Below are 22,480 nucleotides of genomic sequence, written 5' to 3'. Positions count from 1 at the left end.
CTAACCCTTCAACTCGTCTAGACCGGTGACTTCACTCTTGCGCGACTGACGGTAGATCGCCAGCACGAGCGCCAGACCGAGCCCGACCTCGACGGCTGAGATCACCATGGAGAAGACCGTGAAGAACTGGCCGTCCATAGTCAGAGGCGTGATGAACCTCGAGATGGCGATCAGGTTGATGTTCACCGCAACGGCCATGACCTCGAGCGACATGAGGACTTGAACCGCGCCTTTCTTCGAGACGGCGCCATACAGCCCCAGTGAGAACAACACCGCCGACAGGAAGAGGAATGCCTCGACTCCGACTCGCATCTACTTGTCCCCCTTCCCTGACCACCAGACGGCGCCGACAAGCGCCGCCGTCAGCACGGCCGAGGCGATCTCGAACGGCAGCGCCCAACCGGACGGCGAAAACAGGATCCGGCCGAACGCGACGAGGTCGGGAGCTGTCTCGGCCTGCTGAATGACCGGAGCTTGGAACCCGAGGATGGCGGCGCCTATCATGACGCAGAACGCTACCGCCAGAAGCGCAGCGGACCATGAGAAGTCACGTGGACGCTCGGCGTCTTCTCGGCGGCGAAGGGTGATCATGATCGAGAAGATGATCAGCACAGAAACCGCGCCGGCGTACACGAGCAGCTGCACGAGCGCGATGTAGTCGGCGCCCAGAAGGTAGTAGAGACCGGCGGCGGCAACGGATATCTCCAGCAGCCAGAAGCCGGCGTGCATGATATTCCGGGTGACCAGCATGCCCAACGCTCCGCCCACAAGCGCGAGCGCAAGGACGCCGAAGGCGATGCCGTCCACGGTGCTAGGCATTCTCGCCACCCCCTTTGGGCTCGTCGGTCGTCGCCGCGGGCGCGGGCGCGGCCGCCGCCGCGGCTTCCGCGCGCTTCTTGGGCTGCGCGGCGGGCACGTCGGTCAGCAGGTCGACCACGAGAGTCGCCGGGTCGATGCGCGCAAGCTCGTAGTTGTGACCCATGCGGATCGCATCGAACGGGCAGGCCTCCACGCACAGGCCGCACATCATGCAGGCACCGATCTCGTAGCGCCAGTGATCGATGTGCTTGCTGCGGTCCTCGGCAGTCGTCATCCGGATCTCGATGACGTAGTCCGGGCAGGTCTTCTCGCAGATGAGGCAACCCGTGCACTTGGGATCGCCGTCGTCGTAGAACTTGTGCTCGACAGCCCAGCGCGCGCGCTCGGGCAGAGTCAGCTTCTGGTGCGGGTACTGGACGGTGATCTTCTCGCGGAAGAGGTTCCTGTACGCGATCACCATGCTGCGGAACATGCCCCAGCCGTAGATGCGCTTCATCGTCCGCCTCCGATCAGGCCAGGGGCGAGTTTGAGGACGAACGCCGTGATCATCGTCCACGCGATCGAAGCCGGCAGCAGGAACTTCCAGCCCAGCGCGAGCAGGTTGTCCACGCGCACACGCGGCATCGTGCCGCGGATCGTCATGAGGATGAAGATTCCGATGTAGGTCTTGAGCATGAAGACAACAGGCGCGGGGATGATCCCAAAACCGCCCTGCCATCCGCCGAAGAACAGCGTCACCATCATCGCCGAGAAGACGAAGACGTTGGAGAACTCGGAAAGGAACAGCAGCCCAAACTTCATCGCCGAGTACTCCGTCGCATAGCCGGAGACGAGTTCCGAGTCGGCTTCGATGAGGTCAAACGGCGTCTGTCCGCTCTCGATGAGGCCGGCGATGAAAAAGAGGATGAACGCCGGCAGGTTGACGACGAACCACACGTGGCTTTGCGCCGCGACGATGGTGTTCATATTGAGCGAGCCCGCCATCATGACGACCGGCAAGGCCGCGAGAAGCATCGGCACCTCGTAGGTGATCTGAGCGCCGACGACACGCATCGCGCCGATGAGCGACCACTTGTTGTTCGAGGACCAGCCCGCCATCAGGATCCCCAGCGGGATGAGCGACATGATCGCGAAGCCGAAGAGGAGCCCGAGGCTCAAATCGGCGACCACCCACGTCTTGGAGAACGGCAGGACGATGTAGGCCATCAGCGACGGCACGAACACGATCGCCGGCGCAAGGAAGTGAAGCCAGCGGTCGACCGCTCTGGGCGTGATGTCTTCCTTCGTGAGCAGCTTGACGACATCGAACAGCGTCTGGAACACGCCGTGCGGGCCCTGTTCCATCGGACCGAGACGCAGGTGCAGGAATGCGAGCACCTTGCGAAGCATCCAGATCATGACGACGCCGTTTACGAGCAGCAGCCCGAGAGCTGCCACAAACCTGAGTGCGGCGATCAACCAAGGACTCATCGGTCAATCTCCCCCAGCACGAAGTCGAGGCTGCCCAACGCGACAACCGAGTCGGCGATCAGAAGGCCAGGAAGCAGGGACTCACCTGCCTGCAGCGCGAAGAGCGCCGGCGGACGGTACCGCATGCGGTACGGCGTGTCGCCGCCGTCCGAGACGATGTGCACGCCCAGCTCGCCTCTCGGCGACTCGACCGCGGCGTAGGCTTCGCCCGCAGGCGGACGAAGAATCTTGGGTACTTTGGCCATGACGTCGCCTTCGGGCAGCCCGTCGATGCACTGCTCGATCATGCGAAGCGCCTGCCTCATTTCACCGATGCGGACCTCGAAGCGCGCGTAGATGTCGCCTTCGCTCGCCGTCGGAACGTCGAAATCGAGTTCGCTGTATGCGGCGTAAGGACGGTTGCGCCGGACGTCCCACGTACTGCCGCTCGCTCGCAAGTTGGCGCCGGTGAGGCCGTAGGCGATGGCCGCGTCGTAGGTCAGCACGCCGACTCCACGGGTACGAGACTGGAAGATCTCGTTACCCATGACGATCTCCTCGTGCTCGTCCATGCGCCAGCCGAAGTCCTTCACAAACGCGCGGATCTTCGCCTCGGCGCTCGGGGTGATATCGGCGAGCACGCCGCCGGGACGCACGTAGTTAAACATCATGCGCTGTCCGCTGACGTCTTCGAGGATGTCGAGGATGGCTTCGCGGTCTTTGAACGTGTAGAGGAACAGGCCCATCATTCCTGAGTCCAGCGCGTTGGGCCCGAACCACACGAAGTGGCTTGCGATCCGGTTGAGTTCGCCGAAGAGACAGCGCAGCCACTGGGCGCGAGGCGGAGCCTCTATGCCGAGCAGCTTCTCGGTCGCCAGCGCGACTGCCAACTCCCCGTGGATGCCGGAGACGTAGTCGCCGCGGTCCATGAGCGTGCCGATCGCTCCGTAGCGCCGCGACTCGGCGAGCTTCTCGATGCCTCGGTGCAGCTGGCCGACAACGGCCTCGCCGGTGACTACCTCTTCGCCGTCGATCTCGAGCATCAGCCGCAGCACGCCGTGGGTCGAGGGGTGCTGCGGCCCCATGTTGACGATGAGGTGTTCGGTGCCGACGAGGTCGACGCCCGCAGGCGCGCGGCGGATCGACGCCGGCTGCAGCGGCGTCGCATACTCGCCGAGGGCTGTCATCCCGTCGGTCGTCGTTGCGCCAAGGGCCACGGGGGCGGACGTCTCAGCGGCAAGCGAGCCCGCCGTACGCTTGAGGTGCGCGCGGTCCACAACCTGCAAGGCACGGTTGCGGACCTCCTCGGCAGAGCGGAGCACGATGGCTTTGAGCAAGAACGGCTCGCAGCCATCGGTGGTGAGCAGTCTCTTAGGGTTGGGATGTCCCGCCAGCCTCATGCCGAACAGCTCGCACAGTTCGCGCTCGGGCATGAGAGCGGCGAGGTAGACGTCCCAGACGCTGTCGAGCACGCCGCCGTAGGGATGCGCCGCTTTGAGGATGATGTCCTCGGCACGGTCGAACGACCGCAGGTGATAGACGGCATCGATACCCTCTCCGGTGTCGATGCCGAAGAGGTCCACCATGAACTCGAAGCCGTTCTCGGCATCGCGAAGCGCGGTGAGAGCCGCGCGCACTGAGTCCGCCGGGATGCGCAGGACGGTGCCTAGCGTTGGCACCTCCTTGGGGGTGACTTGGATGCCCGCCTGTTCGAGCGCGCTATGCATTGGCGCTTCGCGCTGCAAGGCGCTCCTCCGTCTGAGACTTGATCTTGTCCATGAGCGTCATGAAGCCGTACTGAACCGACTCGGGACGCGGCGGGCACCCGGGGATATAGACGTCGACCGGAACGATCTTGTCGACGCCCATGACGACGTTAGGGTACTCGCGGAACGGGCCGCCCATGCAGGCGCACGCACCCATCGCGACGACGTACTTGGGTTCCGGCATCTCGTCGTAGAGCCGGCGGACCACCTCGGCCATCTTCCAGTTCACCGTGCCGGCGACGATCATGACGTCGGCCTGGCGCGGGCTGGCGCGGAAGAACACGCCCAGCCGGTCGAAGTCAAACCTCGGCCCCGAGGCGTGCATGAGGCCCTCGATCGCGCAACACGCGATGCCAAACGCCATGTACCAGAGCGACTTGCGGCGAGCGACGTCGAAAAACTGCTCGCTGCGGATGAAGAGAATCGAGTTCTCGCCCGTGAAGCGCTCTATCGCCATTTGAGCGCACCTTCCTTCCAGGCATAGACGAGTCCGGCCACAAGGATGGCGATGAAGATGAGCATCTCGACGAAGATGAACCAGCCCGTAAGCCCGAATGTCAGAGCGAACGGGTAGAGGAAGACAGTCTCAATGTCGAAGAAGACGTAGAGGAGCGCATAGACGTAATAGCCAGGGCGGAACTGAACCCACACAGTACCGATGGGCTCGACGCCGCACTCGTAGGTCTCGGACTTCGCGGCGGACGGCTTCTTCGGGCTGAGCAGCCAGGATGCACTCAGCGTGAGGACCACGAAGGAAAAGCCGAGGATGACGAAAGTCGAGATGATGACATGATCGATGCTCACTCTCGCCGATCCCTCCCCTTGCCATCAACAGTTCCGTGCCACCCGCGTCAGCACCAAGTGCGGCCCCTTATGCCTCTGGGAGCGACTGGTCTACGGACAGTACCATACGTGTTTACCCACCCGAATGTGCCCGCGGACTCACGCTCGCGAACGGCTGCCACTCGGCGGTAGTCGGTGATGAAGTCTCTCGCTTGGTCGGAACTATCGGGGGAGGTAGTAGGCTATACCTTCGTATGCGTACAGAGCCGGATAGGTGGCGATGACGCTATCCCGCTCCTCCGCGGACGCGGTGTAGAAATGGGAGCCGTTACCCATGTTGAAGAAGCGGTATACCGGAGTCGCATTGGTCGCGGACATGGAAACGTTGTACGCCGCGCCTTCGTAGGTGTAGGTGGCACCATAGGTCGCGATCACCAGGTCACGCTCCTGTGCGGAGGCTGTGTAGAAGTGGGAGCCGTTGCGCTTGTTGTAGAAGCGGTAAAGAGGCGTGTTGTCTGCGGGCGACAAGATGTTGATGTCGTAGGCCGGACCCTCGTAGATGTAGGTCGCCGAGTAGTTTGCTGCAACGATGTCCCGCTCCACTCCCGATGCCGTGTAGAAGTGGGAACTGTTGTTAACGTTATAGAACCGGTAGACCGGCATGGGCGAGACCACCGAAAGACTTACATCGTCGAACACGGCCGTGCTTGTCGCGTTAGTTGCGCTGCGCGAAACCTGAATCGTGACCCTCGCATTGACCGCCCCGGCCGGGGCCTGCATGACTCGCGACATCTGGGTGAAAGCTGAGGCGTTGATGTTCCATGCGTCCCCGGCGGTCGACGTCGAGCTCAGCGTCGCGCCCGACGTGTCGAGGAACTCAAGGCGCATGCCCACCAACCCGGGCACCGCCGCCGAACACGCCCATGCGGACAGCGCGTAGGTCTTACCGGCTGACACGGCAACTGTCTGGGCCGCCTTGGAAGGGTTATTGCGATCAACGCCGCGGTTTACCAGAAGGAGGGATGATGAACTCGCATGAGACAGGCCCCGCAGTCGCTGACCTACCGTCCCGGCAGCATCCGTGCTGACGGTCCACCAAACCGCTTTGCTGTAGGACCACACGTCGAACGTCGGGTTCTTGATCAGGTTCCACGGTTCAGGGCTGTCTACAATCTTGTTGTATCGGTAGGGCTCATACCCGTTGGCGATGTCGTTGGCGAAGGTCCTCACGCTCGACATGGTGTTGGGTGACGTCTGTTCGTAAGCTACGTACTGGGTGTGTGCAGCGTCGACCCATCCATAGAACACCCTCACGTGAAGCTCGGTGTTCAGCATGAGATCGCCGGGCTTCAGATCCGCGGCAGCTATTGGGTAGGCAACGTTGTGGAACGTGAACGTCGCATAGGAGAACCCGGTCTGCAGGCACATGGACGCGTACCCGGAACAGTCCGTGCGATATCCGTCATAGTACGCGCCTTGGCTATAGGGAACCGGGTTGTCCACCCAAGATTGAGCGCGCGCCAAGACTTGATCGCGAGTAATACCATAGGCTGCGGTAGCCGAGACGAAGATGGCCGCCACGGTCACAAGGAGAAGGATCCTCAAGCGCGCTGCCTGCGTGCGTCGTCGCGTCACGTGCCTAAATCCTTCCCCTCGCGCCGACAGGGCATCAACATAGAGACGTCTTTCTTCGTCCTATACCCGTTATCGGCCTGATCGCGGCCACCCTTGAGGTATCCGGCGGTATTACATCTTGGGATGGAGGGTGTATGCTCGAAAGAACCCAATGTGGTATGAAGGAAAGCGAAATCGACCCAAAGGAATCCGACGGAATTTGAGGACGAAATGGCCGACGAGAAGATAGCGATCCTCACCGACTCATGTTGCGATGTTCCCAAGGAGTATCGGGACCGATACCACATGTACGTGGTACCTCTAACGATCATCTACAAGGATGCTGAGTATCGCGACGGCGTCGACATACAGCCCGAGGACGTATACGCGCGATTCTCCGAGGAGATCCCGTCCACCTCGCTGCCCAGCCCCTCGGTGATCGCGGAGACTTTCAGGCAGATCAAGGCGGATGGCTACGACAAGGTCATCGCCGTCGACATCTCAAGCGGACTGAGCGGCACATTCGGGCTGGTAAGCAGCTTCGGGCCGACCCCGGAGGGCCTTGAGGCTCACTACATAGACACGAAGAACATCGGCATCGGCAGTGGCTTCTCGGCGATACGTGCCGGCGAGTTGATCGAGAAGGGCCTCAGCTTCGCAGAGGTGTGCCGCGAAGTAGCGAAAGCGGTACTCAGTACGAAACTCTTCTTCTGCGTCTCGACGCTCGAGTACCTCAGAAAGGGCGGGCGCATCGGGCTGGTCTCGGCCATGCTGGGTACGATCCTCGACTTGAAGCCAGTCATCTCCTGCAACGAGGAAGGCGTCTACTACACGGTGGCGAAGACCAGGGGGCGCAAGAAGTCACTCCAAGGCGCACTCGAGCAGGCCGTCAAGTTCGCCTCCGGGGCCAAGGAGTTCAACATCACGGTGATGCACGGTGATGCACAGGCAGAGGCCGACGCATTGCTTGCGGACCTGAAAGCTGCGCTGCAGGGATACCGTATCGCGATCGAGGGCCAGATAACCCCGGCGCTCGTGGTCCATACAGGACCCGGACTCATCGGGATCGGCGTGCAGCGGCTGGCGTAGGCGAAGTCAACGCCGAATACGCGGTGGACGCAACCGAAACGGGGACGCCACAATAGCTAGAACTGGTTGTACACAAAAGGCCTTGGTGCGTTGAAGTCCGATATCGCGAGAAAGTAGAACAGAATCGCCAACATGGCGAAGCAGAACAGCACTTCACCAATGAATACCGCTCTCTCATCCTGAAGAATCGCTGTACACCGTTTCTTCACCCTATTCAGCCTATTGATCACCGGAAACCCTGCCATTCCATGATCTCAGACTGCCAGTGCTGTGGAACTCCGCTAGATCCTTGTCGACGTGAGCCCATCCACGCCATCCAAGATGCATGGTGTCGCACAAGAAGTACTCCTCATACTCGCTTCCAGAGTAATCTGCGCAACAGACATTTCTCGACACACAGATCTCCTTGATCTTCTGGTAGTACGCGCTTCTGAGGTCTGAGGGACATCCGGTATAGTCCATCCATTTCCCATTGAATGGAACGACGATTATGAGGGGCTCAATCCCGGACTGCTTGCAGACATCCAGGAACAGCTCGAGATCGGAGTATTCGGGGGACCAATCGAACTTCGCCCCAACAGCGGATCCCTGCGCCTTAGCCAATGACGGCTTCACGTACTTGTCGAAATACTCGTTGTACATTCCGAAATCGTTGTTGGTGCATGACGCTTCACCGGCACGTTGCGCGTCTGCAAGCAAAGAATCCCAGTCAATGGCCTGACTCCCCTGAAGAACCACCGGGGACTTATTCACCGCCCTAGTGGCTCCGACGAGCTTCCGGCGAACGGTCAAGTCATCCACAATCCCGGTTGCTTTTGCATCAAGCGCTCCCAGAAAGGAGTCCGCCTTGATCCCTCTGATCTTGCCGGAGTCGATCCCACCCACGTCGACGACTCTCTTCAGCACCGCATTCTTTGTTGCCTGCGATATGCTCTTGTTCTCGCAGAATCCTCGTATGAGTTCCCACGAATAAGTCCCCCTGAAGACACCGCCAACGCCTTTGGGATTGAACCACTGCGGGGAGAGAATCAACGCGACTCTCTTCTCGGGCAATCCGCTCGCGATGGAGCCGGCGAAGATGGCATGCCACAGACTCTGATAATGCGCCTGTCCCACGCACATCGCGTTCACGCCGCAGTCATACGCGGGGAACACATTCGCCGGGTGAGTCGATATGAACTTGGTCTGCAACTCCGATGATCCCAGCAGGAGCATCGAGTCCCTAGTCATCCCGGCGGTTACGTAGTCTGAACTTGAGTACTTCACGCTGTTCATTGCATAGTCGAAACGCAGGTCGGGCTTGATGTCGCCCTGTCGTGGCAAGCACAGCTGATACAGGGTGAAGGCGCAGATGAACAGCGCGAATGCCAGCCCTATCGCCTTGAGCCGTCTCATCACCCGATTCTTTCTTCGACCTGGAAGATGATCTTGTTCACCGTGTTCATTTCTTCACGCTGGACTTCCGTCGGCGCTATCTCCACACCGAAGTTCTCCTCTATCGCCACTAACAGCTCGACTGCAGCCATTGAGTCAAGAAGGCCCAACTCGAAAAGATCGGCATCACGCTCATTCTCAATCTCGGGTTCACCGCAGATGTCAATGAGCAGGGCAAGTACCGTGTTCTCAACTTCCTCGGCCATTGTCACTCCTTCTGTCATCGTTTGAAGAGAATCGCCACTTGCCCGGAGAACAATGCGAACCCGAACATCACGAGATTGATGGTGACGAACCATGACACCATCTTGAACCATAGCCGATCCTTGAACCTCTTGCGGAACTTCGATTTCCTTTCGAAGACCTCTGTCGCCGACAAGAGCAGCCCGTGATAGACACCGTAGGCAAGATAGTTCGCCGTGAGGCCGTGCCAGGCGCCCATCAGGATCATGTTCGCCATGTAGCCACAGCATGCGACGCTCAGTCTTGATTTGAACCATCTCTTCTTCGTCGCGAGCGTTGTGATCCGCATGAAGACAAAGTCCCTGAGCCATGAGGACAACGTGATATGCCAGCGATTCCAGAAATCTTTGATGTCGAGCGCGATGAACGGAGCATTGAAGTTCCTGGGGGTTCTGATCCCAAAGCAGTAGCTCACGCCGACTGCCATTAGGCTGTATCCGGCGAAGTCGAAGAACAGGTACAGCCCATATGCGTACGCATCCCGCACGGCATCCAGAGAACCCCACAGAAACGCCGTTTGCGTCAAAACTGCCGGCGTATACAACCGGAAGAAGATACCTGACAGCACCAACTTGTATACCGCGCCCAACAACACGTACAAGATCCCGGCAGAGAAGAGATCGGCGTATTCCTCTTTCGTGTAGGAACGGCGTACATCCTCCCCAAAGCGCCTGCTTCGATCGATAGGGCCCGAAGTGAACGGCGCGAAGATCAGCAGGAAGTAGAGATAGTCAAAGAGGGACAACTCCTTGATGAGGCCGTCGTGAACCTCAATGACAACCTGAACGGCCTTGAAGGTCATGTACGAGATTCCCAGGAAGCCTAGGAGATTGTGGTCAAAGACCGCAGCGACCTTGTATGCCACCAAGGGTAGAACGGATATGGATACACAAAGCCAGAAGAGCGCCTTGCTCTTCCCTCCCTTCAGCCGCCTCCGCAGAAAGGGAAACGTAACTGCGGTCTCGAGACACAGATAGAAGGCAAGCGCCGCGAGTCCTCGCAAGTCCTTCCCGAACAGGAAAGCGAGAAAGACCAAGGAAACGGCCAGTCCATAGGGAGCAATACGGCGTTGAGTGAAGCCGAGGTATGCTGCCGGAATAATCGCGACGACCAGCAGTATGAAGAAGGCCGGTTCGGCATAAAACGTCATGCCAACTCGCCAATGAGTCGCTTTCGATCGATCTTCCCGTTGTCAGTCATTGGAAGCTTGTCGAAGAAGGCTATCTTGCGCGGAATCATATACTCCGGGAGGAGAGACTTCAGGTCCTCTTTCACCCGCGCGACCTTCTGAAGGCGGGATCCGGCGGCCAGCTCATTCGCAACGATACAGGCTGTCAGATAGGAAACCCTACCGTCCTTGGACACCGGCAGGACAACTGCCGAATCGACATAGCACAACGCGAGCAGGTTGCTTTCGATGTCGCCAAGCTCTATTCGGTATCCGTTCAGTTTCACCTGAAAGTCCATGCGCCCAAGGAAGTGGAGGCTTCCGGCTTCATCAAGCCATCCCATGTCACCCGTTCGATAGGTTCTCATCCCCGTCGCTGTATCGACTCCGAAGGCAGCTTCGGTTAGATCCGGCCGCCCAAAGTACCCTGTGGAAACGGTGTCTCCCACGATGCAAATCTCGCCGGGCTGGCCGATGGGTAGCTCCTCCCCATCTGCTCCGATGATCTCGATGCGAGTGCCTGGTTTGGGGGAGCCGACGGGCAGCGCCTCTGTGCAATGTGCAAGCTCCTTGGTGATCTCCACGGCAGTAACGGCGACTGTCGACTCAGTGGGTCCATAGGTGTTTACAACGCTTGCGCCTGGAAAACGCTCGTGGAGCTTGCGCGCTGTCGAGTTGGAGAGGGTCTCGCCGCAGAAGAGAAAGAGATCGACTGCGGGCATCAGCTTTGACGAAAACCCTTTGTCGGAAAGGCACATCTCTGCGAAAGACGGCGTCGAAACCCACACATGCGCACCAGATCTCGCCAGAGTCTCGAACAATACGTTCATGTTCGACTGGCTCTCCTTGACAAGGCAGAAGAGGGTCCCGCCAGAGGCGAGTGACATCGTCAGCTCGAATACAGAAAGATCAAATGAGAAGGGCGCCTGATTGATGAACGTCCTGCCGAGTTTATCGACACCCCCCAAAGTGATCGCCCAAGACAGAAAGTTGTCCACGCAGTTGCAAGTGATCTCCACACCTTTGGGTGCCCCGGTGCTTCCAGACGTGAAGAGAACGTAAAACGGGTCGTCCCCACAAGCCCAGTGCGAATCCGGCAGAGGTTGACTCGACCAGAGGGCGGCAAGGCCCGCAACGTCGGCTTCGCTGACGACCGAGAGGTCCGAAGCAATGCACGTCATTCGTTTTCCCATGCAGAAGACCGTCTTGGCCTTCGTCTGGCGGACGATCTCTGACACTCGATCGGAAGGAATGGAGTAATCCATTGGAACGTAGGCACGACCACTCTTCAGCGCGCCGAGAAAGCATACTGGCATATATGCGGACTTGTGCCCGTAGACGACAACCGGAGTTCGGTCGGCACGGAATTCCTTCTGCAGGTGTACGGCGAGTGCATCAGAAGCGTTCCAGAGTTCGCGATACGTCATCGAGCGGTCTTCTCCAACGACCGCAATGCGATCGGGCTGCTCCGCCACCCGCAGCCCGACCTCAGCCAAGAATCCCATGAAACCCTTCCCTCCAGAAACAGAAACGTATGGTGCGATTTAGATCGGCAGCAGGATCGGCAGTAAGAATAGTGTGGCTGGCATAAGGGCCGGCAACAAGCATGCCAAACTCGTGGTCAGGCCATGTCCTCCTTCTCGGTTATCAAGGGCGCTTCGATTTCCACCTCGGGAAGGTCCACGCGACGCACGGAGCGCAGGGCATAGAAACCCACAGTGGCAGCCGCCAGGGCAGCGAGGGCCCCTGTTGCTATGCTCCAACGAGGACCGAGGTGCTCACCGATCCATCCGATCACAGGTGCGCCGATCAGTGTTGAGCCGAGGAACGCCACACTCCACAGCGACATCACCCGGCCGCGCATAGTCGCCGTCGACTCCAGCTGGAGAATCGTGTTGCAGAGCGACATGAACGTGATCGAGCAGACACCGACAACGACCATACACAGCATCGCCACAGTGATGGTCGGCGAAAGCGACAGCGCGACCATGGCCACACCGAATCCCAGGGTCGCAAGCATCAAGGCTCCGGCCGAAGCGCTTCGACGCCCGGCGGTGGAGAGTCCCCCAATCACGGCCCCCACGCCCATGGCCGATGTGAGCGCTGCGTACGAGGAGGCGTCGCCCAGAAAGGTGAACTTGGCCAGGAGCGGCAAGCTCACCTGAAACTCGTAAGTCAGTGTGCCCATGATCGCCATCATCATGAGTACGCCGAAGATGAGTGGCGTTCTGCGCGCGTAGATGAGACCCTCGCGAATCTGACCCTTCGCGGCCTTGACCAACGCACTTCGGTGCAACTCGGAACCGGTCATACGCCACAACGACCACAGTGCGGCAATGAAAGACAGCCCGTTCAGCACGAAGCATGAGGCAAGGCCAACGCTCGCAATCAGTACCCCTGCAATCGCAGGGCCGATGACGCGACAGAGATTCACCTCAAGCGAGTTGAGCGTCACTGCGTTGCGTAGGGTCACAGCGCCGACAAGCTCGTGGACGAAGGTCTGTCTCGTGGGGTTGTCTACCGCGTTGACACAGCCCAGCAGCAGCGCGAACACGAACACCATCCATAGCCGGATCATGTCCGCCGCCACCAAGGCCCCAAGCGCCAGGGCAAGCACGGCAGCACAGCTTTGAGTCACAAATAGCAGCTTGCGTTTTGGAAACCGGTCGGCAAGCACTCCGCCGTAGGGAGCCAGAATGAAAATAGGGAGACACTGAAGCGCGGTCACAAGGCCAAGCGCAGAACCCGAGTTTGTGAGCTTCAGAACAAGCCATGACATGGCGATCGCCTGCATCCACGTCCCCGAAAGGGAAATGGCCTGCCCGGCGAAGAAGAGACGGTAGTTGCGCACCCCAAGTGACACGAATGTGGAGTGCGTCCACGCACGAATCGCAGAGCGCGGACCCCCTCGTGAGATACCCACACTGTCGTCTGCGCTACCCACGGTCACGTTCCAGGTTCTGGATCATCAGATCCAGCGCACGTTCAACGACCACAAGGTCCTGTTCCGAAACGCCCTCAAGTATCCGATGCTCGACGGCCGTAATCGGATCGGGAATCTCGACAAGGCGCGCTGCCGCTTCAGGGGCGAGTCGGAGAAGCCTTCCCCGCTTGTCATCGGGATTCTCAAGCCGCTCAAGCCATGACTTGCACACAAGCGCCTCAACGATAGCGGACAAGGTAGCTGGCTCGACCTGAAGGATCGCCTGAAGATCGCGCTGCGTGATCGCACCTGCGCGACGGACGCGAACTATGACCTGCCACTGGCTGCGCCCCAAACCGTAGGGCTTCAGCGCATCATCAATGAACTGACTGACGCGCAGATGGACACGCCTCACGCGATAGGTGACCTGTTTCGCCGGACCAGGATGGTTCATGCGCGCCGTCTCCAATACTTAGGTGCCTAAGTATAAACAGCGGACGCGCGCGCACACAAGAATGAGGTCAACTTACTTCTGGCGGATCTGAAGACTGCGCTGTCTGGGTACCGTGCCGGGATTGAGAGCGAGATAACCCCGGGCCAACATGAGGCCCGGGGTTATCTGATCGGTATGCAGCGGCTGGCTAGGCGCCCATGACGCCGGACCAACGTCCTCTTGAGATGCTCAATCTAGCCTGAGTTCAGGAGTTAGCACTATTTCCCCACCCAAAACGCGCTTCCCTCATAGGTGTACGTATCTGAATACGTGGTGATCACTTGGTCGCGCTCAGCTGCGGACACCGTGTAGAAATGGCTGCCGTTCTGCTTGTCGTAGAATCGATAGACAGGTTGACTGTCGACCGAAGACGTACTGACATTGAATGCGCTTCCCTCATAGGTGTACGTATCTGAATACGTGGTGATCACTTGATCGCGCTCAGCTGCGGACACCGTGTAGAAATGGCTGCCGTTCTGCTTGTTGTAGAAGCGGTAGACCGGTTGACTGTCGACCGAATCAGACGCACTGACATTGAACGCGCTTCCCTCATAGGTGTACGTATCTGAATACGTGGTGATCACTTGGTCGCGCTCAGCTGCGGACACCGTGTAGAAATGGCTGCCGTTCTGCTTGTCGTAGAATCGGTAGACGGGCTTCTTGACTTTGATGGTTCCAGGCAAAGCCGGGGTTGGGGTTACCGGTGAAGGTGTGGTTGGGGTTGCCGTCGGTTCGGGACTCGGAACCGGTTCCGTCACTGCGGCAGGTTTCGAAGTGTACACTCGAATATAGTCGATGTCGTAGTACGCGGGGAACGCCGTCGAGGCATCTGGCAAGCCGCCCCATGTACCACCTATGGCGGTGTTCACACATATCCACATGGGATCAGAAGGAATCGTGCCCGTGTAGCTACCGGCGAGAACGCCGTCGATGTAGTACTTGATATAGGTCGGCTGCCAATCAACGGCGAATGTGTGGAACGCGAGCGAGAAGTCGACACCGTTGTAGACCGACTGAGCGACGCCTACGCCGTTCTTGTGATACGTCATGTAGATGGTGCCGGGGGCGTTGCCGAGCATCTCCATGCAGTCGATCTCAAGCGTCGAATCGTTGGTGAGCCAGAACGCGGGCCAGATCCCCTGTCCTTTCGGAAGCTGCGCGCGCATTTCGAAATAGCCATAGCTGAACTTCTGGTGTGGCAGACTTGTGAGGATGCCTGAGGCATACGCGTAGCCATTGGTCGCGCGCTTTTCGCTCGTGAGCCGCAGATTGCCGTTCACAAGCGTGGCGTTCGCCGGGTCATAGTACTCAAGCTCGCCAGTCGTGTAGCGCGTGCTCCACGGCGTCAGCTTCGACCAGGACGCAGTATTCAGGGAGCCGCTGAACTCGTCGGAGAACACGAGAGTTGAAGGCGTTGCAGCTGCCGGCTGTACGCGCAAGGCGATCGCGCACAAGGCGAAAGCAAGTACGAGGACAACGAGTAGCCGTCTGATGAATCGTGCCATGTGAAACACCCTTCCTGTAATTCGCCGCAACAAGATCGTGCGACTGACCTACAAGAGGGAGTGTCGGCACTCAGGCCACTCGGCTTGAGGCAATTACGACGAACGGTCACTGGGGAAACACGGCCGCAAGCGAACATCGGATCACGCGAGGCGTCACATACACTGTATGACGGACGGCGCCAGGGGCTCTTTTAGCCCCTTGCGAGGAGTTCGCGATAAAGGCTCACGATGCGGCCGATCACGACATCGGCACGGTACTCGTTCTCGAATCGTATTCGCGCCGAGGCACCCATCTCATGCGCAAGCTCCGGTTCGTCCAAGAGCTGGGACATCGCCTTACGCAGCGCTTCTGAGTCTCCGGGAGGCACCAGTATACCGGTGACACCATTGTCAACTTGGTCGGAGAGTCCGCCCAGATCAGACGCTATAACCGACCGACTGGCCGCCATCGCCTCGAACGTGACGGTTGGGCAAGCGTCGAGACACAGCGACGGTATGGTGCCAAAGAGACTCCGCCGCCATGCTTCAAGAACCAACGCATGTGACTGGACCCCCAATGCGATCGCGCCGGATGGCAATGAATCCCGCACATTCGGCTCAATCCGCCCGATCAGCACGAGCGGCGGCGGCGACACCAGCCTAGAGTAGGCCGCCGAGAGAACATGCACTCCCTTGTCGGCGACGACATCTCCCACCTGTAAGATGAACGGTACCTGCGGAAGCACCTCAGCCTCGTCGGCCGCAATGGATGGAAGGAGCTGACTGTCTTCGGCGAAGTTGGGAACCACCTCGTAACGCACGCCATTCTCGGCGAGGCGATTCGCCCGAGCCACAGCAGTGCTGACTGGTATGAACAGGTCGGTGGCAGCGATCTCAGAGCGAAGCATCAATCGATTGCCGAGCAGCGTCACTGGACCCTTCGCGGCTCCGTAGCAGTGGCGGACACAGCGAAGACACCTCCGCAGGTCCGGTCCTGCACACAGGCTCTCACCGCAATACATCATTCGTCCCTGGGCACATGTTCGACCACAGTCATGAAGCGTCACGACGTAGCGGGCGTGCGAACTTCGCCGTATCGGCACAAACGAGCGGCCGAGCCAGTTGTGCGCGTGCACGATATCCGGTGAGTACTTCCCCACAAGGCGACGCAAGGCAAGAACGATTTCGGGATCTGGGACTGGAGGTGCATGGTGGCGCTCTGTCGTGAACAAGGGTGTGATGCGCTGGGCGGTGCCCTGGAGGCGGTGAATCTGAACACCGTCGTCAAGCTCGTCGGAAGGCAACACGGAGTCTGCGAGCGTCGCCACCGTGACTTGATGTCCGCGAGCGACAAGTCCGCGGGCAAGCGCACGCACATGGATCTCGACACCGCCTATCACGGGCGGGTAGAACTGGCTCAAGAGTAGTATCCGCATGGGACGGTCTCCTGCGTCAACACTGTCTTGGATGGGCGGGACTACCATCGCCTCAGCGCTCCAGCCACAGGGTCACCCGACGTAATTGAGTGTCCCCCGAAGCGTCACTAAGCACTGCTTCCACAATGTAGTTCGCATCGCCACTGGATTGTACCGAAAGGATCCGGATTTCTCCCGGAGAGAGGCGAAGCGAACTCTCGTGCAGCAATTGGCTTCCCTGGGTGACACGGAGACGATAGTTCCCCGTTGATGATGTCGCGTTGCGCACCCCAATACGGACGCCGCCGGCTGGGGAACCGGTATCCGGCAACATCCAAAGTTGAAGCACATTCGCGGTTTCGGGAACCGCGGAGCTGCTGACATCGACTGCGGGCGGCGCCGACGCCGAGGTGATCCACAGGGCCAGACCCAGTACGGCGTAGAACCCGATTGCGACCAGGGCCACGGCAATCGATTGCTTCAGTGGAGGCACATGGCGAACCCGACTCTGCGCTTCCCCGCCCTTGCAGCGCCGAAGAGCAACTGCATTCGCAACAAGAGTCAGACCGCCAAGTGAGGCCGCCCAGCTGGTCGTATTGAGACCCGTGGGAAGCTGCGCAACAACGAGCCCCACAAGTATCGTGAGCGCCAGACTCGTGCCTAGCACAATCGCGAAGCGCTCAAGGCGATCAAAATGGCCCCGGGGGTCGATGATCGAAACCAGTCCATAGCCCGGCAGCAGCACTACGAGGAGAAGACCAAACGGCAAGCGGAGCCAAGAAGGCGCACCCACAACAGACAATAGCGCGGCCACTAGGGCGATTGCACTCGCGGCCCAGAGAGATGCACGGCGCCCATTCATTTGGCCAACCTCGTCAGGTCATACATCTGGATGTTACCGCTGTCGAATACTCGGCTCGTCTCGGTAAGGTTGTCGAATTGGTCCAGCGTAGCTGCGCTGATGACCGGACCATAGTCGACGACTTCTTTCTCCCATTTCTCATAGAAGAACCCCTGTGGCGCGGATGCTCCTGCGATCCGGCGATCGATCACGGCGTACTGGATGTCAGCCTTCCGTATCATCCTGCGCTGGTAGTCCCCAAACTGGGGTGTCAGGAACAGCGCCGAGACTGAGGCCCCTTCGGTTGTCGTGATCATCCACTGGCGCCCATAGCTGCCCAGTAGGCTAGTGTTCGTTGAGTCGGCTGCAATGCGATGGCCCGGCCCAAGTTCCGTGCGCGCCCACGCAGCCGCCGCGAGTCCCTCGGCACTGACAGAGCTGTCACTCGCGCCGGGGGCATAAGGCCGAGGCATGCGGCTATAGGGTGAACTGCCGGCGATCACGCCTCCGGCCATCACGAGGAGGAGCAGGATAGCGAGCAACGGAGCCGGCACTCGGTAGCGCTTCTGAGTCCTGATCGATGCGACGCCGGCGCCAACCACCAGCGCAAGGCCGACATATACGAACGCCAGAGCACGAGATCCCACCTGCCAGCCGGTGGCCGTGAACCTCAGCAAGAGAGCAGCGGGATAGACAACTGAGGCGGCGATCAGGAGAGCTGGCAACACGTCTCTACGTATGTGGCGTCGCAAGTAGAGGAAGCCTAGCGGCATAGAAGCTACGATAAGAGCAACGGCCGTAAGGCCGGTGATCCGTTCCGTCAGAGAAGACGTCTGGCCCGACGAGGATTCGAACAAGCGCCGGCTCGTAGCCTCGCCAGTCATGATCCGCCATATCTCCTGCGCAGCGCCGACAAGATGGGGAGCGAGGTAGTTCACGGTCATGGTGGCTACACCGTCAAACCATGCGACAGCAGCGATGACGCCGAGCACCGGGACCCATACACCTCCGGGGGTCTTCTCGGAGGTCCGGCTACGAAACACCCGCACAAGAACGGCCCAAGCGACCAAAGCACCGATGAGAACATACGATGTCACGTGGTGCGTGACGATGACCACCAAGACCAGAAGCGCTGCGAACACATGCAGCCCGGCACGAAGTCCCCTCTCTTCCTGCTGCGCTCGATGCACCACGAACAAGCACAGGATGGCAAGTGGCAGGGCAAGTGACTCGTACGAGTATTGTGTGTCAAAGAACAGAAAGCTCGACGAAGTCATATACACGAGCGTACCCAAGCCCGCCAGCCACGTCGAACCGGCAACACGCTCAAGCAACAGGTAGAGCGCAATAACGGTCAAGAGTCGCGCGACACCGATAGTCATGATGCCAGCGGAGAACGCCGAAAGTCCCGTCAGCGTCATCACGGCATGAGTCACGATCTCAAGACCGGGATAGTACGGAGAGATCGGCAACAGCGGGTTCTGGGTAAAGAGATGCCCCGTCTGGACGATGTCATCGAGGGTACGGAAGTGCATGAACTCGTCGTATCCGACGAACAGCGTGGGGCTCTGGAAGACGTTCACGAAATACAGCACAAGTCCCGTCAGGACTAGGATGCTCAACGCTTCAGCGCGAGGAATACGTCTGCGCAAGAGCAGAAGCGCCGCCGGGGCAAACACCAGTAGTAACCCCAGCCAATACAGCGGAGTGACTCCGGTAGCGCCATTGCGAGCAGCATTGTCCGCCACAGCAACCGTCAGCATGCCGGCGGAAACAGAGACGACCGCCAATCCCAAACGCCACCAGTTCACTGCGGGCCGCGGTCGTTGCGGGCGAGCCTCTGAATCCGTCGAGGAATCCACCATACGCCCGGGGGCTAGGACCTCCCCATACGTTGACAGCACGCCTGCGGCGCACTCATCCCAACTGGGTAATGTCATCGACGGTACTGATCGTGGGTTTCGAAGCTCCTCGATCACCGTTAGAGCAACCGCTGCTGCATCGCTGTCGAGGGGGATTGAGCGCGCCAGTCCGCGGGCCGCAAGTTCCCTCAAGCCCGATGTATCGGTCACAAGTGCGGGGCGTCCAAGGGAAACCGCCTCAACAATCGCAAGCGGATGTGTCTCGAATTGGCTCAGAAGCACGACCAACGAGCTGCTCGCAAGCGTGTCGGCCATCGCCTGGCGATCTGCGGCCGGTATTGACTCGATCTTGACGCGTCCGGCCACACCTAGGCGCTCGGCCAACTGCTCGAGTTCGTTCTGATAAGGTCCGGAGCCCAAAATGAGCAAATCTGTGTCCGGTTCGGCGAGAAGAATCTGGGGCAGCGCCTCAATGATGCGCTGGTGGCCCTTGTAGCGCTCCAAACGGCCGATAGACACAATGGTCCGCCGTCCGCGATTCACCCCCCGGGGCTCGTTGGGATGCGGAAGGTCAGAGCCATTTGGGATGACCACGAACCGCTCACTCGGAATGCCGAGCCGCTGCGCGAAGAACTCCGCCTCGAATTGGGCAACCGCAATGAGTTTGCGAGCTCGAGCCAATAGTGGTCTCAGGACGCTCCACTGGACTCCACGCAACGCTGTTCGAAGGCCCGACGAATGCCCGCCTCCGTGGAACGTAAGGACATACGGAGTGCCCGTGCGCCAAGCCGCCAGCATCGCAAGCGGCGCCACGGCCGTGTGGTATGACTGAACGTGTACTACGTCCCAACCCCCCTTGCGGATGATCCGCCATATCGCCGGAGCGAAGTAGTAGTCGCGGTTGCGAGGCCAAGCGGGGACGCGAAGAACACGAACGCCGTCAATTGACTCCTCTTTCGGCAGCCTCTGCGTGCGATCCGTCGTGAGGATGGTGAGATCAACATTCGGAGCAAGCCGCCGAGCGACCTGGTCCACGTGATTCTCGACACCGCCAGTCAGCGGAAGATACCTCGGCGTTACCATCAGAACTCGTGGCCGTTTAGGCTGAGCGTCGGAAGATGCGGGGGTCGTGTCGATCAAGGAGCGCGCCGATAGTGCCTTGCCCGATGACTGCGAAGTCGGCTTCAAGGTGCCCGTAACGTAGCCCGCCGCGGTGACAGCGAGTCCGCCGACGATGGCGAAAGCACGAGCGAATCCCCATATATCCTTGCCCGTCAGAGCAGCACCGAGATTGCGAACTACCCCCGCGGGAAGAACTCGGAGCACCTGCCGGCGCTCCGAGGAAAGGCCATCCTGCTGCCCAAGCGCACGTGCCAGCCGCGCCTTCGAAATGCCTTCGCCGTAACAGCGAGCCCAGAAATACGACCAGCGACTCCGAGTGTCCGGAACGCGATGGCCGACACGTGCCGCCGGATCCAACAGAATGAGACCGTCGGGCCGGAGCCGTTGTGCGCGGATACACACCTCAGTCTCTTCGCATCCCAGCGGCTGATCGGCGGTACGTCCCAGTTCCGCGCTGAAACCGCCGGTCTCAAGGAGTACGTCGCGCCGAAATGACATGTTCGCGCCGATGATGTTGCGTACGGGAGAACGGTCCTGCGGCATCCCTACATAGCTGCATCCGAACACCCAGTAGAACTCCTCGGGCATCCAGCGAGGTTGTGTTGTCTCCCAGATCGGGTCGATCTTCCCACCAACTGCTAGAACGCGGTCGTCATCGTAGGCGCGTATCAGGTTCTCAAGCCAATCATGGTCAGCGACCGCGTCGTCATCGAGAAACGCAATGACCTCCGAAGTCGCTGCAGCCACGCCCGAGTTGCGAGCATCTGACAGGCCCGGACAACCGGCATTCTCAATCACTACCGCATCGCTGAACTCGAGAACGGCGCGCGCCAGCATCTCTCGATTGTGGTCGATGACGACGATGATCTCTTCAGGAATGCGCGTCTGGTTGCGTGCAGATCGAACTGCATCACATAAGGCAACCCAACGCTCAAACGAGTACGCGCAGATGATGACCGAGATTCGCCGCACTGCCCCGCCACACGAGCCCCAAGAGTCGGACGTCGTCTTGAGGCTCGTTTCTTGGCGGGCGTCCAGAAGTGCCACTCACGCCTCGTGTCCGGAACTGACGGACAAATCCAAGACAGGGGTCTCAGGTGGTGTCGACTTGACCAAGAGCACCGGAATGCCATCGTCTACTCCCGGGCGGCTGACAGCGCCTGTCCGTTCACGCAACAGTTGCTTGAGAACCCTCCAGCCATCGGGCAGCGGTCGCAGATGGGCCTCTCCGGCGATCCGACGGTACTCAAAACTCGCCACCTCGACGACTCGGAGACCGGTAATGGCAGCTCGTAGGTTCATCTCGCACTCGATCTCAAACCCCTCTGAGCGCAGATTCAACTCAGGCAGAACACGCCTCCAAAACGCCGTGTATCCATAGTTGAAGTCTGTGTAGCGCGTCCCAAACAGCAGGCGCACGAGCACGATGAAGCCCCAGTTCCCAAGCTTCCGCGTCCGAGTCATGTCAGCAGTACCCGCGCCGGGTATGAAGCGGCTGCCCTTGACGTATTCGGCTCCAGCTTGGAGAGCGCCGACGAAAGCGGGTATCTCGGCGGGATCGGTTGAACCATCGGCGTCGATTGCAACGATGGCATCGCCGGTCGCGGCGGCGAACCCGCAGCGGAGCGCATTCCCTTTGCCCTGACCATCTTGGCAGACAATCCGGATGTCGGGTCTTATCGAACGCGCCGTCTGAATGGTCCCGTCTGTAGAGTGCCCGTCGACCAGAATCACCTCGTAGACGTCCCGCGGAATCCTCGGCAGAACATGCCTAAGGTTCTCCGCTTCGTTGAGCGCGGCAATCACCACACTGACGCGAGGAGCGGTCAGTCCGCGAACACCTACCCCCTGCCGCCGCCGTTCGATCCCGATGTAGCTCGAGTATGAACGCTTGGCCTTCGTGCTTTCTTTCATGTGCTCTGATCCCCTCTATTCTCGCCTTGATCGCCAAACAGGACGATCTCCTCAGTTGACG

General features: G+C 59.7%; 21 protein-coding genes. 1 reads left to right on the top strand and 20 read right to left on the bottom strand.

Going from position 1 to position 22,480, the window contains the following annotated elements; all coding sequences use genetic code 11:
- From nuoK to HGA39_07920, 8 genes are all read right to left on the bottom strand, one after another.
- Nucleotides 1-312: an NADH-quinone oxidoreductase subunit NuoK gene (gene nuoK, locus HGA39_07955; GenBank protein NTW29275.1), complete on the bottom strand. Its 312-nt coding sequence runs from the start codon at nt 310-312 to the stop codon at nt 1-3.
- Nucleotides 313-819, bottom strand: coding sequence for an NADH-quinone oxidoreductase subunit J (locus HGA39_07950; protein ID NTW29274.1), 507 nt, complete (start codon nt 817-819; stop codon nt 313-315).
- Nucleotides 812-1,315 (bottom strand): 4Fe-4S dicluster domain-containing protein, encoded by a 504-nt coding sequence (locus tag HGA39_07945; GenBank protein ID NTW29273.1) that lies wholly within the window; start codon nt 1,313-1,315, stop codon nt 812-814. Before HGA39_07945 ends, HGA39_07950 begins: the two co-directional genes overlap by 8 nt.
- The gene (nuoH, locus tag HGA39_07940; protein ID NTW29272.1) at nt 1,312-2,289 is read right to left on the bottom strand and encodes an NADH-quinone oxidoreductase subunit NuoH; all 978 of its coding nucleotides are present in this window, start codon (nt 2,287-2,289) and stop codon (nt 1,312-1,314) included. Before nuoH ends, HGA39_07945 begins: the two co-directional genes overlap by 4 nt.
- Nucleotides 2,286-3,995, bottom strand: coding sequence for an NADH-quinone oxidoreductase subunit D (locus tag HGA39_07935; protein ID NTW29271.1), 1,710 nt, complete (start codon nt 3,993-3,995; stop codon nt 2,286-2,288). Before HGA39_07935 ends, nuoH begins: the two co-directional genes overlap by 4 nt.
- Nucleotides 3,988-4,491, bottom strand: a complete 504-nt coding sequence (locus tag HGA39_07930) for an NADH-quinone oxidoreductase subunit B (GenBank protein NTW29270.1) — start codon at nt 4,489-4,491, stop codon at nt 3,988-3,990. The genes HGA39_07935 and HGA39_07930 overlap by 8 nt, the downstream gene beginning before the upstream one ends.
- The gene (locus HGA39_07925) at nt 4,482-4,832 is read right to left on the bottom strand and encodes an NADH-quinone oxidoreductase subunit A (GenBank protein ID NTW29269.1); all 351 of its coding nucleotides are present in this window, start codon (nt 4,830-4,832) and stop codon (nt 4,482-4,484) included. The genes HGA39_07930 and HGA39_07925 overlap by 10 nt, the downstream gene beginning before the upstream one ends.
- 207 nt (nt 4,833-5,039) lie before the next feature.
- Complete coding sequence (locus tag HGA39_07920; protein NTW29268.1) at nt 5,040-6,452, bottom strand: hypothetical protein; 1,413 nt, start codon at nt 6,450-6,452, stop codon at nt 5,040-5,042.
- A 210-nt stretch (nt 6,453-6,662) separates the two neighbouring features.
- Here HGA39_07920 and HGA39_07915 point away from each other — a divergent pair, with 210 nt between their 5' ends.
- Nucleotides 6,663-7,520 carry a DegV family protein gene (locus HGA39_07915; GenBank protein NTW29267.1) on the top strand — a complete coding sequence of 286 codons (858 nt, stop codon included), beginning with the start codon at nt 6,663-6,665 and terminating at the stop codon, nt 7,518-7,520.
- A gap of 56 nt (nt 7,521-7,576) precedes the next feature.
- On the opposite strand, the gene HGA39_07910 is transcribed toward HGA39_07915, so the two are convergent.
- The 12 genes from HGA39_07910 to HGA39_07855 all read right to left on the bottom strand — a co-directional run bounded on the left by HGA39_07910 (nt 7,577) and on the right by HGA39_07855 (nt 22,419).
- On the bottom strand, nt 7,577-7,729 hold the full coding sequence (locus tag HGA39_07910) for a hypothetical protein (GenBank protein ID NTW29266.1): 153 nt from the start codon (nt 7,727-7,729) through the stop codon (nt 7,577-7,579).
- Nucleotides 7,730-7,739: 10 nt separating this feature from the next.
- On the bottom strand, nt 7,740-8,915 hold the full coding sequence (dltD, locus tag HGA39_07905) for a D-alanyl-lipoteichoic acid biosynthesis protein DltD (protein NTW29265.1): 1,176 nt from the start codon (nt 8,913-8,915) through the stop codon (nt 7,740-7,742).
- Nucleotides 8,915-9,160 carry a D-alanine--poly(phosphoribitol) ligase subunit DltC gene (dltC, locus tag HGA39_07900; GenBank protein NTW29264.1) on the bottom strand — a complete coding sequence of 82 codons (246 nt, stop codon included), beginning with the start codon at nt 9,158-9,160 and terminating at the stop codon, nt 8,915-8,917. Before dltC ends, dltD begins: the two co-directional genes overlap by 1 nt.
- A 14-nt stretch (nt 9,161-9,174) precedes the next feature.
- Nucleotides 9,175-10,347, bottom strand: a complete 1,173-nt coding sequence (dltB, locus tag HGA39_07895) for a D-alanyl-lipoteichoic acid biosynthesis protein DltB (GenBank protein ID NTW29263.1) — start codon at nt 10,345-10,347, stop codon at nt 9,175-9,177.
- The gene (dltA, locus tag HGA39_07890; protein ID NTW29262.1) at nt 10,344-11,870 is read right to left on the bottom strand and encodes a D-alanine--poly(phosphoribitol) ligase subunit DltA; all 1,527 of its coding nucleotides are present in this window, start codon (nt 11,868-11,870) and stop codon (nt 10,344-10,346) included. The genes dltB and dltA overlap by 4 nt, the downstream gene beginning before the upstream one ends.
- A gap of 116 nt (nt 11,871-11,986) precedes the next feature.
- Nucleotides 11,987-13,255, bottom strand: coding sequence for an MFS transporter (locus HGA39_07885; protein NTW29261.1), 1,269 nt, complete (start codon nt 13,253-13,255; stop codon nt 11,987-11,989).
- A gap of 46 nt (nt 13,256-13,301) precedes the next feature.
- Entirely contained in the window at nt 13,302-13,742 is a 441-nt protein-coding gene (locus HGA39_07880) for a MarR family transcriptional regulator (protein NTW29260.1), read from the bottom strand.
- Nucleotides 13,743-13,999: 257 nt separating this feature from the next.
- Nucleotides 14,000-15,286, bottom strand: coding sequence for a glycoside hydrolase family 16 protein (locus tag HGA39_07875; protein ID NTW29259.1), 1,287 nt, complete (start codon nt 15,284-15,286; stop codon nt 14,000-14,002).
- 191 nt (nt 15,287-15,477) lie between these two features.
- Nucleotides 15,478-16,701: a glycosyltransferase family 4 protein gene (locus HGA39_07870; GenBank protein ID NTW29258.1), complete on the bottom strand. Its 1,224-nt coding sequence runs from the start codon at nt 16,699-16,701 to the stop codon at nt 15,478-15,480.
- 52 nt (nt 16,702-16,753) lie between these two features.
- Nucleotides 16,754-17,542: a DUF1616 domain-containing protein gene (locus tag HGA39_07865; protein ID NTW29257.1), complete on the bottom strand. Its 789-nt coding sequence runs from the start codon at nt 17,540-17,542 to the stop codon at nt 16,754-16,756.
- Nucleotides 17,539-21,552 (bottom strand): glycosyltransferase, encoded by a 4,014-nt coding sequence (locus HGA39_07860; protein NTW29256.1) that lies wholly within the window; start codon nt 21,550-21,552, stop codon nt 17,539-17,541. The genes HGA39_07865 and HGA39_07860 overlap by 4 nt, the downstream gene beginning before the upstream one ends.
- Entirely contained in the window at nt 21,553-22,419 is an 867-nt protein-coding gene (locus HGA39_07855; protein NTW29255.1) for a glycosyltransferase family 2 protein, read from the bottom strand.
- Between the last annotated feature and the right edge of the window lie 61 nt (nt 22,420-22,480).

The sequence above is a fragment of the Coriobacteriia bacterium genome (assembly GCA_013336165.1).
Lineage (GTDB): Bacteria > Actinomycetota > Coriobacteriia > Anaerosomatales > JAAXUF01 > JAAXUF01.
This window is presented reverse-complemented; position numbering and strand designations above follow the sequence as displayed.

Bases quoted from the DNA above. Each gene is read 5' to 3' on its own strand.
- nuoK (NTW29275.1), bottom strand. From the start codon at position 312: ATGCGAGTCGGAGTCGAGGCATTCCTCTTCCTGTCGGCGGTGTTGTTC.
- HGA39_07950 (NTW29274.1), bottom strand. From the start codon at position 819: ATGCCTAGCACCGTGGACGGCATCGCCTTCGGCGTCCTTGCGCTCGCG.
- HGA39_07945 (NTW29273.1), bottom strand. From the start codon at position 1,315: ATGAAGCGCATCTACGGCTGGGGCATGTTCCGCAGCATGGTGATCGCG.
- nuoH (NTW29272.1), bottom strand. From the start codon at position 2,289: ATGAGTCCTTGGTTGATCGCCGCACTCAGGTTTGTGGCAGCTCTCGGG.
- HGA39_07935 (NTW29271.1), bottom strand. From the start codon at position 3,995: ATGCATAGCGCGCTCGAACAGGCGGGCATCCAAGTCACCCCCAAGGAG.
- HGA39_07930 (NTW29270.1), bottom strand. From the start codon at position 4,491: ATGGCGATAGAGCGCTTCACGGGCGAGAACTCGATTCTCTTCATCCGC.
- HGA39_07915 (NTW29267.1), top strand. From the start codon at position 6,663: ATGGCCGACGAGAAGATAGCGATCCTCACCGACTCATGTTGCGATGTT.
- dltD (NTW29265.1), bottom strand. From the start codon at position 8,915: ATGAGACGGCTCAAGGCGATAGGGCTGGCATTCGCGCTGTTCATCTGC.
- dltC (NTW29264.1), bottom strand. From the start codon at position 9,160: ATGGCCGAGGAAGTTGAGAACACGGTACTTGCCCTGCTCATTGACATC.
- dltB (NTW29263.1), bottom strand. From the start codon at position 10,347: ATGACGTTTTATGCCGAACCGGCCTTCTTCATACTGCTGGTCGTCGCG.
- dltA (NTW29262.1), bottom strand. From the start codon at position 11,870: ATGGGATTCTTGGCTGAGGTCGGGCTGCGGGTGGCGGAGCAGCCCGAT.
- HGA39_07880 (NTW29260.1), bottom strand. From the start codon at position 13,742: ATGAACCATCCTGGTCCGGCGAAACAGGTCACCTATCGCGTGAGGCGT.
- HGA39_07875 (NTW29259.1), bottom strand. From the start codon at position 15,286: ATGGCACGATTCATCAGACGGCTACTCGTTGTCCTCGTACTTGCTTTC.
- HGA39_07870 (NTW29258.1), bottom strand. From the start codon at position 16,701: ATGCGGATACTACTCTTGAGCCAGTTCTACCCGCCCGTGATAGGCGGT.
- HGA39_07865 (NTW29257.1), bottom strand. From the start codon at position 17,542: ATGAATGGGCGCCGTGCATCTCTCTGGGCCGCGAGTGCAATCGCCCTA.
- HGA39_07855 (NTW29255.1), bottom strand. From the start codon at position 22,419: ATGAAAGAAAGCACGAAGGCCAAGCGTTCATACTCGAGCTACATCGGG.